Below are 14,412 nucleotides of genomic sequence, written 5' to 3'. Positions count from 1 at the left end.
ACATAAATAAAAATGGACTTTCTCCATACTTTCTTCAAACATTTTAATTAAAATTAGCTGTGAAGAAATGAATAGGGTGATAATATGTACGAGTTTTTTTCAAAAGCAAGCAATATTTTATCCGAGCCTTTTATAAATCTAACATATGGCACTGAAGGAATACCTATATTGTTTGCTTTTATATTAGGGATTGTAGGTGCACTTGCACCATGTCAGTTCACAGGAAATATAGGGGCTATCACACTTTACGGAAACAAATCTTTGCAGAAGGGGATGGCGTGGTCAGAAGTCGTCTTTTTTACCTTAGGGAAAATCCTCACCTTTACAGTTATAGGATTGTTAGCCTGGTCTTTAGGTAATGAGTTTCAAAGAGAAATTATCCCATTCTTTCCTTGGATGCGAAAGATAATTGGCCCAGTCCTATTATTTGCTGGTCTATTTATGGTAGGAATCATCAAGCTAAGAGGGACCTTAACGTTATTAAAAATTCCAAGAGAATTTATTAAAGAAGGAAAATTAGGTTCCTTCTTAATGGGAGTTAGCTTTTCGTTAGGGTTCTGTCCAACCATGTTCGTATTATTTTTCGTAAGTTTGATGCCGGTTGTGGTATCAACCTCCTATGGTTTTGTTTTGCCTAGCATATTCGCAATCGGAACAACTCTTCCTTTATTTATGGCTATATTTCTAATCTGGTATTATGAGGCTGGTGGGACGGTAATGAAAAAAGGGAGGAAAATAGGTTTGGTTATCCAAAGAATTGCTGGAGTAATCATGATTCTTTTAGGAGTGGCTGATACATTAACTTATTGGGCAATCTAACTACTTTTAATTCTTAAAATTTTAATCTATCTAGAGATAACTTAGAACGAGGGAGAATGAATGATTAAATACAAAAGAATCTTGTTACTAATGCCATTTTTCACAATGCTAATGCCAATATATTCATTAGCTCATGGCGGGGATGGAAGTGAGCTGTCCCCAAATTACTTGAGTGAATGGAACTACCTGCTAGCTGCTGTATTAATATTCATGTTCTCCTTAATTAAACTTAGAGAATCATTTAGTCAGTCTATATGTTTTTTTCTCGCACTAGTAGTTTTTTATATAGCGCTAGGAAGTCCACTACATTATCTGGGTGATCAGTACCTGTTTAGTGCACATATGCTGGAGCAATCTATTGTGTATGTTGCGTTTCCGCCTTTATTGCTACTTGCCAAAAAAGGTGATAAAGCCAGTTGTGGTATGGGGATTAAGGAAGAAAATCTTTTCAATCTTAAAGTTTCCTTTAATTCTGCTTCTTCTGTTTAACGTTTTGTTTTCTTTTTATCATATACCGTTAATTTTTAATACGGTTGTTGCGGATACTTTGCTTCATAACATGACACATGCTTTTTTGACACTTAGTGCAATTCTAATGTGGATTCCATTAATCCCGCTAACAAGAGAATTAGAAAGTTTATCTGAAATTCAAAAAATAGGGTATATTTTTGCGTCAGGAGTTTTACTTACACCAGCATGTGCATTAATTATTTTTTCAAAGGTTCCTTTTTATACGGTTTACGCACATGCCCCCCAATTGTTTGATGTTCTTCCTCATTTAGAAGATCAACGAACAGGCGGTATCATTATGAAAGTGTTCCAAGAGATAGTGTATGGTTCAATGATTGGTTATATATTTTTTAAATGGGCAAAAAAAGAAAGAGAAAACGAAAGAAGTTATAACCTGGACGTGATGTAAAATGACGAAAGATAAAATTTTAATTGTTGATGATGAATGGAATATGAGAAAGTTATTATCCATTCATTTAGGACAAGAATTTGAGGTAGTGGAAGCTAGAAATGGAAAAAAAGCATTAGAAGTTTTTGTGGGCGAGAAAGAAATAAGTTTAATCATCCTGGATATTATGATGCCTGATATGTCTGGATGGGAGGTATGTAGGGAAATTCGTCAACATAATGAAACAACTCCAATTTTAATGTTAACTGCCAGAAGTGAAATTAAGGATAAAGTGCAGGGGTTTGATGTAGGGGCAGATGATTACGTAGTAAAACCCTATGAAGCTGAAGAGTTAATAGCAAGAGTAAAAGCGCTTATCCGCCGATCTAATTCTATAAAGAAAGAGTCACTTAAAAACTCAGAAGATGAAATCGAGATACATGATTTAAGAATTGATCAAAACGCGAGGGAAGTTTATGTGAAAGATCAATTTATTGAACTAACACCTAAGGAATATGAACTTATCTTGTTATTAGTACTTAATCCCAAATCAGTTTTTACAAGGGACATGCTCTTGGACCTTGTTTGGGGAATTCATGAGGTCCTGGACATACGGACAGTCGATTCCCATATTAAGAACCTAAGAGAGAAATTTAGAAAAAATAAGCTTTCTTTTAATCCAATTAAAACGGTATGGGGAGTGGGATACAAATTCCATGAGCTTGAGGCAGACAAATGAATTGGAATCGTATTGTTTTTAAACTCGGTGGAAGTATCTTAATCATTGTACTAATAATTTTGCTCCCTTTAGGCTTTGTTACCCAACAGATTTTCTCGGGGTTTCATTTTAGTAAAGTTCAGGATCAGCTTATGGACTTGTCTAAGCGCTATGCTGATTCAATCTCCTCATTGGAAAATGAAGAAATCTTCCATATGTTCGAGACTTTAGCAATGATGACCGACCAGGAAATAGTGATTGCAGATAGTAATGGAAAAGTATTAGCAAATTCGGGTCTTCCTAGTTTTGAAGAAAACCGAAAAGTCACAATGGAACCGTTCCTTCTTGGCAAAGATGAAAATATTCCGAGATATGAGTATTATGATCGGTTGTTAAATGAAAGGTTTCTATATATAGGGAGACCCATCTTTGATAGAAATGATAAGATTATTGGCAGTATTTATGTCTTCTCTTCAATTGAACCTATTACACAATCTTTAGAGGTGATTAAAAATTTGCTAATACTTGCTGGTATTGGCAGTATACTATTGGCCTCAGGCTTGATATATATCGTATCTAAAAGGTTATCAAGACCTTTATTGGATATGGTTTCCGTTACCCGTGGTATGGCTAAAGGAGAACTTAACTCAAGAGTAGGCATCACTACGGGGGATGAAATTGGGACGTTGGGAAGATCAATTAATGATTTAGCTAGTGAACTTGAGAGTTATCGCACGAATCGTCAGGAGTTTTTCGCAAGTGTTTCTCATGAACTTAGAACACCTCTTGCATATGTAGATGGTTTTGCAAAGGTTCTGAAAGAGGGCCTTTACGAATCGGAGGAAGAAAAGGATAAGTATTTATCTATCATTGAACAAGAAGCAACACGGATGACTAAGTTAGTAAATGACCTCTTTGAACTATCAAAAATGGAAGAAGGACATTTCCATTTACAACTGGAGGAAATTGATCTTATTGAAGTCATTGAAAATTCTTTGGAGAAAACTCGGTTGAAGGCTAAAGAAAGAGGGCTGCAGCTTTCCTTTGATCCTATCATTTCGATTCCCAGTATATTGGCAGACGGACTAAGGGTTGAACAGGTTCTCATTAACTTAGTTGAAAATGCCATTAGATATACAGAGGAGGGCTATATAAAAATCAAGCTGTTCAGTGATGAATCAAAAGTAGTTATAGAAATTGAGGATACAGGGATTGGTATTCCAGAAAATGAAATACCGTTTTTGTTTGATAGGTTCTATCGAGTTGAAAAATCAAGATCAAGACAATATGGAGGTACGGGTTTAGGGCTATCAATAGTCAAGCACCTTGTGAGCTTACAAAATGGTTCCATCGATGTTCAAAGTAAGGTAGGAAAAGGCACCAAGGTAAGGCTAGAGTTCCCAGTTTATACAGAGGAGGGATTATCATGAAGAAATTGGAATTCCTCATACCGTTTTTATTGATATTCGCCGGTTTAGCTTGTTTAACCATGTCAGGGACTTTCATGTTTTATCAAGAGTTAGGATCCTACTTTAAGACCTTTGCTACTCTATGTTTTTGGATGTCTTTACCGATAGTAGCAGGAGTTATTTTATATCTTATTTATTTTAAAAAAAGGAGTTAATGGCTTTGAAAAATATTAAATCAATTTTATTATCGATATTTATATTAATGATGACATTTCCTATTCAATCGTTTGCACATGAGGGAGAAGAACACCAAGAAACAGCAAGGTTTTCATTTATAGACTACAGTATGATAGCTGCGGGTGTAATGGCTGCCATTGCTATTATCATAGTAATAATACTAAATCAAAAGCGAAAGTCAATGAATGTAAAAACAAAAGAGGGCCAAGTGAAAAGCAAACAATTTCAAAAATGGATGAAAGTAAGCCAATGGGTTTCCGTCATAGCTATTGTTGTCCTTTTAATCACTGGAGCTGCTACGTTTTTCACTAAGGATAATGTGAATGAGAGTTCTGTTGAGTTAATGCATATACATGGCTTGGGCTTTACCAAAGATGGATCTGAAATATATGTCCCTGCTCATGATGGGTTAAAAGTATTTAGTAATGGTCAATGGTCAGAGGCTTCCGGAGAAAAACATGACTATATGGGCTTTTCCATGGTGGATGATGGATTTTACAGCAGTGGTCACCCAGCCCCTGACTCATCCATGAAGAATCCATTTGGTATTGTTAGAAGTACCAATATGGGGGAGGATTTAAAAACTTTAGGCTTATATGGTGAAATAGATTTTCACGGAATGGATGTAGGGTACAACAATCATGCAATTTACGTATTTAATCCCAAAGAAAACTCCCAGATGGTCGATACAGGCATTTACTATTCTTTAGATGATACTAAAACCTGGAATAAAAGTGGTATGAAAGGCATTAAAGGTCAAGTGTCGGCCATTGCTGTACATCCCAATAAAGAAGAAATTGTAGCTATAGCAACAAACCAAGGGATCTTCTTATCTAAAGATTTCGGTGATACATTTGAAGAATTATCTGATGTTCCAACTTCGGCATTATCCTTTTCAAATCAAGGTAAGCTTTATGCTGGAAGTGTTTCTAGTGATGTGGAATTAAATCAAATAAATATTGAAAGTGGAGAAAAAACCAGTCTACAAATACCATCACTAGAAGAGGATGATGCAATTGGCTATATCGCTATAAATCCACAAAATGAACAACACATTGTTATTTCAACGTTCAAAAAAGATATCTTCTCAACAAGTGATATGGGGGAAAATTGGGCGAAAATCGCTAAAAAAGGGGTAGGGTCTTCGATTAATATTAAAGTATCTAAATCCCAAACAGAAAGTCAACATTCTCAAGGGAAGCTTTCTGATCATGGAAGTAACAATAATGAGAAAGATCGATTAGATGTTTCGTGGGAGTTTGATCATGAACCTATTGTTGGCAATAAGCAAACATTGCAAATAAATATCAAAGACTCATCAGGTGAACCGATTGATAAATTTGATATTGAACATGAAAAGTTAATGCATTTAATTATTGTTAGTGAAGATTTATCAATTTTTCAACATATCCATCCAGAATTTAAAGGGAATGGACTATTTAAGGTGAGTACCAGTTTTCCACAAGGTGGACGTTACAAACTAATAGCTGACGTTGTTCCAAGTGGACAAGATACGTCCACTGTCACAAAATGGATTGATATTGATGGAAAGAGTAACAGAGAAGCAGTAATAGTTGATGAATCATTAACAAAAGTAATTGATGGCAGAAGGATATCATTGTCTTTCGAAGACCAAATCCAGTCAAATAAAGACATGACGATGACCTTCACACTTAAGGATGATCAAACAGGAGAGTCTATAAATGATTTGAAGCCATACCTAGGAGCAATCGGTCATGTTGTCATTGTGAGTGAGGATGGTGAACAATACGTTCACAGTCATCCTATGAATAATGAAATAAGTGGTCCAGAAGCTACATTTATGACGGTATTCCCGGAACCTGGTGTATATAAGATTTGGGGACAATTTAATCATAAGGGGAAAATTGTGACGGTTCCGTTTGTAGTTGAAGTGCCTTAGTCTCACCTATTAAAACATGAGAGGGGGGATATTTATAATGATGGGTATCGGAATAATGTTAAATATGTTACTTTGGATTGTTATAATCGGTTTTGCGATTTATGGATTTATCCTGTTAATAATGAAGCCGTTTGAAAGCAAGTCAAATAAAGGTCTAACCATTTTGAAAGAACGCTTTGCACGTGGAGATATCTCAAGGGAAGAATATGAAGAGAAAAGAGAACTTTTGAAATGAAAGATAATCCTACTGGCAATGTAATTTACAATTAAATCATAAATAAGTAAGGAACTGATTTTTACTCGACAAGAGAGCTTAAAATCAGTTCCTTTTTCTGTGGATTCAATCTCCATATTTTCTACACATTTATCTTTTATAGTTAAACCAGTGTGATTGATAAGTTCTCAATGAAGGGTTGAATTATTAGTGAGTAATGTTAAATGTGAATGTGGGCATCTAAATAAAACTGGAACAGAATTTTGTGAAGCTTGTGGGAAGCCAATTCAGCTTATAGAGGGTCAGAAGTTATTAAATATGCGCTATGAGGGGGTAGCCAGGAGATCGAAAACCAGTCAAAGAACAATAGTCGATAAGATATGGAATTTCTTTTCTTCTGTAAAGATAGGAATTTGGATCATTTTTTTAACACTTGTTGCCTCTGCTATAGGAACATTTTTACCACAAGAAATGTATATTCCACAAAATATAACTCCGGAAGATTTTTATCGAGAGCAATATGGAACTATAGGTTTTTTATTTTATAGTTTAGGTTTCCATAATATATATGGTTCTTGGTGGTACATGTTGTTGCTAGCATCAATGGGGTTATCTTTAATCATTGCTAGCCTAGACCGAGTTGTTCCTTTATACCGAGCACTAAAAAAACAACGGGTGACAAGGCACGATAGCTTTCTTAAAAGACAAAGAATTTTCGGCATTACAATTCTTTCCGACAGCCAAGAATCAGTAGATAAAGTTTCGGAACGTCTTAAAGAAAAACGTTATATCGTTCGTGAAGAAAATGGAAATATTTTAGCAGAAAAAGGTCGGTTTTCACGATGGGGGCCTTATGTGAACCATTTAGGACTAATCATTGTACTGATCGGAGCCATGTTACGCTTTTTTCCAGGTATGTATGTAGATGAAATTCTGTGGGTCCGTGATGGAGAAACGGAAACTGTACCAGGTACGGACAGACAGTACTACATTAAAAACGAGAAATTCATCTTCGAAACTTACGGAGAGAAAGATAAAAAATTCAAAGAAACAATAGAAGAAGTAGGAAATACAATACCTAAGACTTATCAAACAAATGCAGTTCTTTATGAAAATATAAACCAAGGAATAGCAGGGGCTAAGCCAGAATTAGTTCAAGTTAAGGAAGGTTCTATTACTGTTAATAATCCCATGAAAATTGACGGATTTTCCCTTTATCAAACAAGTTACAAGCAAGGGGAGTTCCATAAGATGACGATTAAATTAGAAGAGAAGGAAAGCGGGGAGACATTTGGTGAAATCGAATTAGATTTATTAAACCCTAAAACTCAATTTGACCTAGGGAATGGGTACAGTGTTGAAGTGCTAGACTATTTCCCTGACTTTGAGTATGACTCTGATGAAGGGCCAATAACAAAATCTAACCTTCCTAATAATCCAGCGTTCATCTTTAAGATGTATACCCCCGATACCCCAGAGGGAGAAACTAGTTTTGTGGCAATTCAACAAAACTTAGAGCCGTTAGGAGAAAATCAATATAAAATGACTTTCTCAGCATTGGATGTTAGGAGCCTGACTGGTTTGACCATAAGGAAGGATCATACGTTGTGGATATTGGGGATTGGCGGCTTTATCTTTATGATTGGATTAATCCAGGGGTTGTATTGGAACCACCGTCGAGTTTGGGTTCAAGTGAATGAAAATGAAGTGTTGATTGCAGCACATACGAATAAAAATTGGTACGGAATAAAAAAAGATATTGAGTATGCTGTAGGAAATTCATGCCTCCGTGTACCTGTCGATCAAGTTGAAGAAAAAGGAGAGGGAACAGATGATTGATATAAGTAATTACTTATTGGGTGGAGCATTTTTCACCTATTTAATTGCAACAATTTTCATTTTGGGATCACTATCCTCCAAAAGTAAAAAGGCTAGTTCAAGAACAAGAAGAGGGGGAACTATTTCTTTAGTACTTTCACTCTTCGGTCTTTCCCTTCAACTAGGTTATTTTGTGACTAGATGGATTGCCATTGGGCATGTTCCGGTAAGTAACATGTTTGAGTTTACAACATTTTTTGGAATGATGATTGTATTAGCCCATGTAATCATTTATTTCATATATAAAACAAATGTTATGGGTCTACTTAGTTTACCGACCGCTCTATCAGTCATTGCATACGCTAGTGTCTTTTCAAAAAAAGCTTCACCTTTAGTTCCTTCTTTGCAAAGTTACTGGCTAAAAATACATGTAACGACAGCGGCGCTTGGTGAGGGGATACTTGCACTTAGTTTTGTAGCCGGTTTTATTTATTTGTTACGAGTTGTTGATCAATCAAAAAGAAGTAAGGGAACATTTGGAATTGAGTTTGTCTTCTATTCGATTTTAAGCACTCTCGCTTTTGCAATAATCTCTTATACCTTCACCGCTATGGAATTTGAAACTACTTTTAAATGGGTAAGTGAAACGCAGCAAGAAGAAGAATTGGTTTATCAATTACCGGCTATTGTAGGACCGCCAAATGGGGAAGTGGTAAATACAACGCCTTCATTCAATCCAATAGTAGAAGCACCATCTTGGATGAATGGGAGCCAAGCCCCACGTAAATTAAACACTTTAGTATGGTCTCTTCTAGCTGGGGGAGTTCTTTATTTAATGCTAAGGCTATTATTGCTGAAAAGAATTGGTGCAAAAGTTCAGCCGTGGTTAGAGAATATCCGCCCTGAGCAACTAGATGAAATCAGCTATCGATCTGTCATGATTGGATTCCCGGTATTCACCTTAGGAGCACTTATATTTGCTATGATCTGGGCCCAAGAAGCATGGTCAAGATTTTGGGGATGGGACCCAAAAGAAGTTTGGGCACTAATAACATTCCTATTCTACGCAGCGTATCTTCATCTTAGATTATCTAAAGGATGGGAAGGGCAAAAGTCTGCATGGCTCACCGTTTTAGGTTTCGTTATTATAATGTTTAACTTAGTTGTTGTGAATCTCGTCATCGCTGGTTTGCATTCATATGCTTAGGAGGTTTTTATGGATAAAAAGAAAAGAAGATTAGTTATAAGGATAAGCATGTTGTCTATCTTTACTACTTTGATTGGATATGTGCTCTATCAAAATATAACAAACAGTAATAGCGGAGTGATTCAGGCGGGGGATCAAGCTCCAGACTTCCAGTTAGAAACTTTGGAGGGAGAGACCGTCAAATTAAGTGACTTTAAAGGACAAGGGGTTTTTTTGAATTTTTGGGCAACGTATTGTCCCCCATGTAAAGAGGAAATGCCCTATATGCAAAACCAATATGAAGAATTTAAAGATAAAGGAGTAACGATATTAGCTATAGATGTGGGGGAACCTAAAGTAACGGTTGAAAAATTTGCGAAACGGTATGGCCTTACATTTCCTATACTCTTAGATCAAAATCAGGAAGTGTTAGATTCTTATGGAGTGGGGCCCATTCCAGTAACATTCCTAATTGATGAAGACGGGAAAGTGGTAGAAAGAGTAACAGCTAGTTTATCAGAAGAAACAATTAAAAATTACATGAATTCTATTATGCCTGAAAAATATAAAGAGTGAAGGGAGTAACCTACTCCCTTTTTCTATGGGAAGGAGTCGTATATCCTATGACCGATGTAAATGCCCTTTTTGCATTCGGGGCGGGTGTATTATCATTCATCTCTCCATGTTGTTTGCCTTTATATCCAGCATTTTTATCTTATATTACAGGAATTTCTGTTGAGGAATTAAAAGAAAACAACAGCAATATGGTTAGAAGAAGGGCTATCCTTCATACGATCTTCTTTTTGTTAGGTTTCACATTAATATTCGTGGCCATTGGGTTCTCGACATCTTTTATTGGAACCTTTTTTCTTCAATATGATGACTTGATCAGACAAGTTGGGGCTCTTTTAATTATATTTTTTGGTCTTGTGACAATTGGAATTATAAAACCTTCTGTTCTGATGAAAGATATGAAGGTATTATCTTTTAGAAATAGGCCAACTGGATATATGGGGTCAAGCTTAATAGGTGTAGGTTTTGCTGCGGGATGGACTCCGTGTACGGGCCCGATTTTAGCTTCTGTCATTGCTTTAGGAGTGACGAACCCAAACCAGGCTTTATTCTATATGTTGATGTATTCTCTAGGTTTTTCTTTACCTTTTCTTGTCATGGCTTTTTTTATTGGGAAACTAAAAAGGATAAAGAAGTACAACCTCATAGTTATAAAGGTTGGAGGTTACTTTATGATAATGATGGGTGTGTTCTTAATGTTAGATTGGATGACAAAGGTTACATCATTTCTATCTAGCCGTTTCTTTGACGGATTTACTGGGTTTTAATGAATTAATTGAAGGAGAGTTATATGAAGATCAGTAAGTCAACCTGGTTGATAGTAATTATTATTATCTTCATTCTTATAAACATGTTTGTTAATATTTTTACCGAGAATAATCAAAAACCTAAAGATAAGGATATCAATATCATCAATGGAAACATCCAAACTCATTAAGTGTAAGGGGAAATAGTTATGGCATCATCCTACTATAGAGGACTAAAGAAAATATTAATTCTATTATTAGTTATTATTTCTATTTATCCACCACTGACTGGTCTAGCTCATTCGAGTCTTGAGAAAACTTACCCTAAAGAAGGAGAAAAGCTAAACACTAGTCCAGAAACGATTGAGGTATGGTTTCAAGACCCAGTCGTCCTGCACTCAGAGTCAATTAAGGTTAAGGATAACAACGGAAACTACATTGATATGGGTAAAGCGTTTATTGATCCGAACGATAAAACTCATATTATAGGTGCTTTACCAGAAGAATTACCTTCAGGATTATATATTGCTGAGATAAATGTAATTGCATTAGATGGATTTGTAATGAAAGAAAGAATAAAATTTCAAATGACAAATGATGAAGGAATTTTGGGAGAAGACAGACTAAAAGTCTTGAAATATTCCCCAGTAGATGGTGAAATCACCAATCAAACAATTAAACAGATTGATCTCTGGTTCAATAAACCAGCTGAAATTACAGCAATAGGTGTATTTGATGATAAACAGCAATCTATACGTTTAGGTACTCCTGAGGTCGATCCTAGTAATCCAAGTCATCTTACTATACCAATTGAGGAAGCTCTTCATTCAGGTACATATCAAGTAACTTGGTACGCAAGACCAATTGATGCTGATGTGAGTCAACCCGATATAGTAAACGTATTCTATTTTGCTGTTGATGAGTTCTCTCCAATACAGCAATCAAATATAGGAGAGTCAACTAAATCCTTTTCAATCCAAAACTTTAGTTTAAAACAGGTAGGATATTGGTTTGTATTCACTGGACTTTCGATATTATTTGGAGGATCTTTCTTTCTGCAGTTTATTGCAAAGGAGAAAAAGAATGTAAAGTGGAGGAAGATCTCTTCTATAATCTTATCTATTGTAGTAGCCGGAGAAGTTATTATTCTTCTGCTTCAAAAAGGAGAATTACAAGGTCTTTCAATTGAGGAATTTCTGAAGTTGAAATTTACTTGGATTCCATTACTACAAATTCTGTTTCTTGTACTCGGATACTTAATTAATAAATATCAAACGTACTTTTATAGCATCCCAGTGTTATTGATGCCCTTTGTCGTTGGACATGCTGCTTACCCTCGATATGGTGGTTATGTCACGATGGGGATTAATGCTCTCCATCTACTTGGAGCAGCTCTTTGGATAGGCGGGCTGTTTGCTTTGATTATCCTTCCCAAAAAAGACGATATGAAGAAGTGGATAACAGAGGTCATTCCGAAGTTTTCTAAATGGGCTTTTTCAAGTTTAGTCATAATTATCGTGACGGGAATTATCATGACTTTTCAGTATGTACCTTCATTTTCTGCCAGTAGTTTCATTGAAAGTGAGTGGGGAAAGATTATAATTCTTAAGATAATCGTGACTATGCTAGTTGTGATGATTGGTTTTTTCCAAAGAAGATCTCTTAAAAAATGGATGGAAAGCACTTTACGTCTCATAATGCAACGAGTAAGAGTTGAGCTCATCTATAGTGCAATTATTTTATTGCTTGCTTCCTTATTGGTTGTTTCAACCCCTAGTGCTGCTGAACAAGGAGTCTATCCTCAAACCATTGTGGATGGTGGAGATGAATTGAAGGTCGGTTTTTCACCTTTGACACCTGGATTAAACGTTTTAACAATGGATTTTACTAGTAAGAATGTTAAAGATGTAAAAGTGAACCTGTCCATGCCACCAACGTATAATGTTGAATATAACGCTTTCAAATTAGACGAGGACACATTTAAAATAACTGGAAACTTGTTGCATGCATCTGGGACCATGAGTATGGAAGTTATAGCTTTCTATCAGGATGGTACTAAAAAAAGGTTCCTGTACAATGTTGTTGTTCCTGGCGAATTAAGATTTAATGAATAAATCTTTTTGTATTGCTTCAATATAAATGAATGAAAAATGTGTAACAAGTAAACTGACTAAAGGGGAGAACTTTTTTCTCCCCTTTTTATGACTAAAAATTAAAAATTCCAAGTTAAAAAGACCAGAGATGTTCAGTTCTTACTTATATTTTTAATCAGTATTTCTTCCTTGTTTTCTCCATACTTTCTCCAAACTTTTCATGTACTCTTTAAAATAAATAAAACATAGGAGGTGCCTGATGGGCATAATTCAACCAATTGATCGAATAGCATTCGAAATTGGACCCATAACAGTTTATTGGTATGGCATCATTTTCGCTTTTGGTATTGTTCTTGGACTTTATTTAGCCACAAAAGAGGCAAAGCGTTCAGGATTTCATTATGATATTATTATAGATTTAATTATGTGGGCTATTCCAATTGCTCTTATTAGTGCAAGGCTATATTATGTCATTTTTAAATGGGAATACTACTCCAATAATCTAGGTGAAATGATAGCTATCTGGGAAGGTGGTATTGCCATCCATGGAGCGCTTATTGGAGCTACCATCACTGCTATTGTATTTGCTAAAAAAAGAGGTGTTTCATTTTGGAAGTTAGCTGATATTTTAGCTCCTAGCATTATTTTAGGGCAAGCAATAGGCCGATGGGGAAACTTTATGAATCAAGAAGCACATGGTGGGCCTGTAACTAGAGGCTTTCTTGAGAACTTACAGTTACCGGATTTGATTATTAATCAAATGTTTATTAACGGACAATATTACCACCCTACTTTTTTATACGAATCAATTTGGAATATAGTTGGATTTATCGTTTTAATAATGTTGCGTAGAATAAACCTTCGTCATGGTGAGTTGTTTTTAAGCTATATTATCTGGTATTCTATTGGGCGTTTCTTTGTTGAAGGGATGCGAACAGATAGTCTGATGTTAACGGAGACATTAAGAATGGCGCAATTTATTTCAATTGTGTTAGTTATTTGTAGTTTACTAATCTTAGTTTATCGAAGAAAAGCAGTGCAGCATACTCAATGAGTCATATGAGAAAAAGGTGTATTCTCCATACTTTCTTCAATCTTATTATCTATAATTGCTTTGAATAAACAAAAAGGAGGTGATCTTGGTGAAAAAGAAAATTGCATTTGTTTCATCGTTCGCTTTAGCATCATTGCTGGTCATTGGCCAGTTTACTTTTGCGGAAACACCAGAAAATAATTCAGACATGATGAATGGCAGTGGGATGGAAAATATGATGGAAGCAATGAATTCTCCAGAAGGGCAAAAAATGATGAAAGCTTGCGGGAATTTTATGGAATCTTCTATGATGGAGAAGTAAAAGACTCCTTATTTTAAGATGTTGTGGAAAGACCTTCTTTGTGAAGGTCTTTCGTTATATTTGATGAGAGGAGAAAAACTATGGAATGGTTATTATACTTACTTTGTCCTTTAATGATGTTGTTCTGCATGAAGGGGATGTTTACTGGAGGTAAAAAGGACTGTCATTCAAAACAAGTAAATAATTCAACTGGCGAGATGAAATCATTACAAATGCAAGTTCGAAATTGACAGGAGCAAAATATGAAGCTAATGGATGAAATGAAATCATTTAAACAAGCAAATGTACCCTCTATTTCTAATAAGGATACTAATCAAAAAATCATATCCTAAAAGGCAACCGAAATCTGGTTGCCTTTTCATATTTAACCCCTTTATGTTTCAGGAGGAGGTTTTTGTTGTTTTTTCGTAATATTTTTACTTTAT

Annotated in this window: 16 protein-coding genes; all 16 read left to right on the top strand. The window is 35.5% G+C overall.

The genetic code is table 11. The features are described 5' to 3' along the window. Positions 1 to 84 precede the first annotated feature (84 nt). The 16 genes from ACYH0O_RS12885 (at position 85) to ACYH0O_RS12810 (ending at position 14,217) form a co-directional block, all read left to right on the top strand. Complete coding sequence (locus ACYH0O_RS12885) at positions 85 to 819, top strand: urease accessory protein UreH domain-containing protein (protein ID WP_482629035.1); 735 nt, start codon at positions 85 to 87, stop codon at positions 817 to 819. A gap of 60 nt (positions 820 to 879) precedes the next feature. Continuing rightward, positions 880 to 1,308 carry a cytochrome c oxidase assembly protein gene (locus ACYH0O_RS12880; protein ID WP_482629034.1) on the top strand — a complete coding sequence of 143 codons (429 nt, stop codon included), beginning with the start codon at positions 880 to 882 and terminating at the stop codon, positions 1,306 to 1,308. Then, complete coding sequence (locus ACYH0O_RS12875; RefSeq protein ID WP_482632563.1) at positions 1,223 to 1,738, top strand: cytochrome c oxidase assembly protein; 516 nt, start codon at positions 1,223 to 1,225, stop codon at positions 1,736 to 1,738. Before ACYH0O_RS12880 ends, ACYH0O_RS12875 begins: the two co-directional genes overlap by 86 nt. A gap of 1 nt (position 1,739) precedes the next feature. Then, a complete protein-coding gene (locus ACYH0O_RS12870) occupies positions 1,740 to 2,456 on the top strand; it encodes a response regulator transcription factor (RefSeq protein ID WP_482629033.1) in 717 nt (238 codons plus the stop codon). A gap of 170 nt (positions 2,457 to 2,626) precedes the next feature. Beyond that, on the top strand, positions 2,627 to 3,865 hold the full coding sequence (locus ACYH0O_RS12865) for an ATP-binding protein (RefSeq protein ID WP_482629032.1): 1,239 nt from the start codon (positions 2,627 to 2,629) through the stop codon (positions 3,863 to 3,865). Beyond that, positions 3,862 to 4,059 carry a hypothetical protein gene (locus tag ACYH0O_RS12860; protein ID WP_482629031.1) on the top strand — a complete coding sequence of 66 codons (198 nt, stop codon included), beginning with the start codon at positions 3,862 to 3,864 and terminating at the stop codon, positions 4,057 to 4,059. Before ACYH0O_RS12865 ends, ACYH0O_RS12860 begins: the two co-directional genes overlap by 4 nt. A gap of 5 nt (positions 4,060 to 4,064) precedes the next feature. Then, positions 4,065 to 6,002, top strand: coding sequence for a F510_1955 family glycosylhydrolase (locus tag ACYH0O_RS12855; protein ID WP_482629030.1), 1,938 nt, complete (start codon positions 4,065 to 4,067; stop codon positions 6,000 to 6,002). 37 nt (positions 6,003 to 6,039) lie between these two features. Further along, positions 6,040 to 6,237, top strand: coding sequence for an SHOCT domain-containing protein (locus ACYH0O_RS12850; RefSeq protein ID WP_482629029.1), 198 nt, complete (start codon positions 6,040 to 6,042; stop codon positions 6,235 to 6,237). A 189-nt stretch (positions 6,238 to 6,426) separates the two neighbouring features. After that, entirely contained in the window at positions 6,427 to 8,055 is a 1,629-nt protein-coding gene (gene resB / locus ACYH0O_RS12845) for a cytochrome c biogenesis protein ResB (RefSeq protein WP_482629028.1), read from the top strand. Further along, a complete protein-coding gene (ccsA, locus tag ACYH0O_RS12840; RefSeq protein WP_482629027.1) occupies positions 8,048 to 9,241 on the top strand; it encodes a cytochrome c biogenesis protein CcsA in 1,194 nt (397 codons plus the stop codon). Before resB ends, ccsA begins: the two co-directional genes overlap by 8 nt. Positions 9,242 to 9,250: 9 nt before the next feature. Next, complete coding sequence (resA, locus tag ACYH0O_RS12835; protein ID WP_482629026.1) at positions 9,251 to 9,796, top strand: thiol-disulfide oxidoreductase ResA; 546 nt, start codon at positions 9,251 to 9,253, stop codon at positions 9,794 to 9,796. Between the two features lie 47 nt (positions 9,797 to 9,843). Continuing rightward, on the top strand, positions 9,844 to 10,560 hold the full coding sequence (locus tag ACYH0O_RS12830) for a cytochrome c biogenesis CcdA family protein (protein WP_482629025.1): 717 nt from the start codon (positions 9,844 to 9,846) through the stop codon (positions 10,558 to 10,560). 188 nt (positions 10,561 to 10,748) lie between these two features. Continuing rightward, positions 10,749 to 12,653, top strand: a complete 1,905-nt coding sequence (locus ACYH0O_RS12825; protein WP_482629024.1) for a copper resistance protein CopC — start codon at positions 10,749 to 10,751, stop codon at positions 12,651 to 12,653. 238 nt (positions 12,654 to 12,891) lie between these two features. Continuing rightward, a complete protein-coding gene (lgt, locus tag ACYH0O_RS12820; RefSeq protein WP_482629023.1) occupies positions 12,892 to 13,686 on the top strand; it encodes a prolipoprotein diacylglyceryl transferase in 795 nt (264 codons plus the stop codon). Positions 13,687 to 13,774: 88 nt separating this feature from the next. Next, a complete protein-coding gene (locus tag ACYH0O_RS12815; protein WP_482629022.1) occupies positions 13,775 to 13,987 on the top strand; it encodes a hypothetical protein in 213 nt (70 codons plus the stop codon). 80 nt (positions 13,988 to 14,067) lie between these two features. Further along, positions 14,068 to 14,217: a DUF2933 domain-containing protein gene (locus tag ACYH0O_RS12810; RefSeq protein ID WP_482629021.1), complete on the top strand. Its 150-nt coding sequence runs from the start codon at positions 14,068 to 14,070 to the stop codon at positions 14,215 to 14,217. Positions 14,218 to 14,412 lie beyond the last annotated feature (195 nt).

This window comes from Rossellomorea sp. H136, assembly GCF_056838065.1.
Note: the sequence above shows the minus strand (reverse complement) of the source record. Positions and strands in the feature narration are given on the sequence as shown.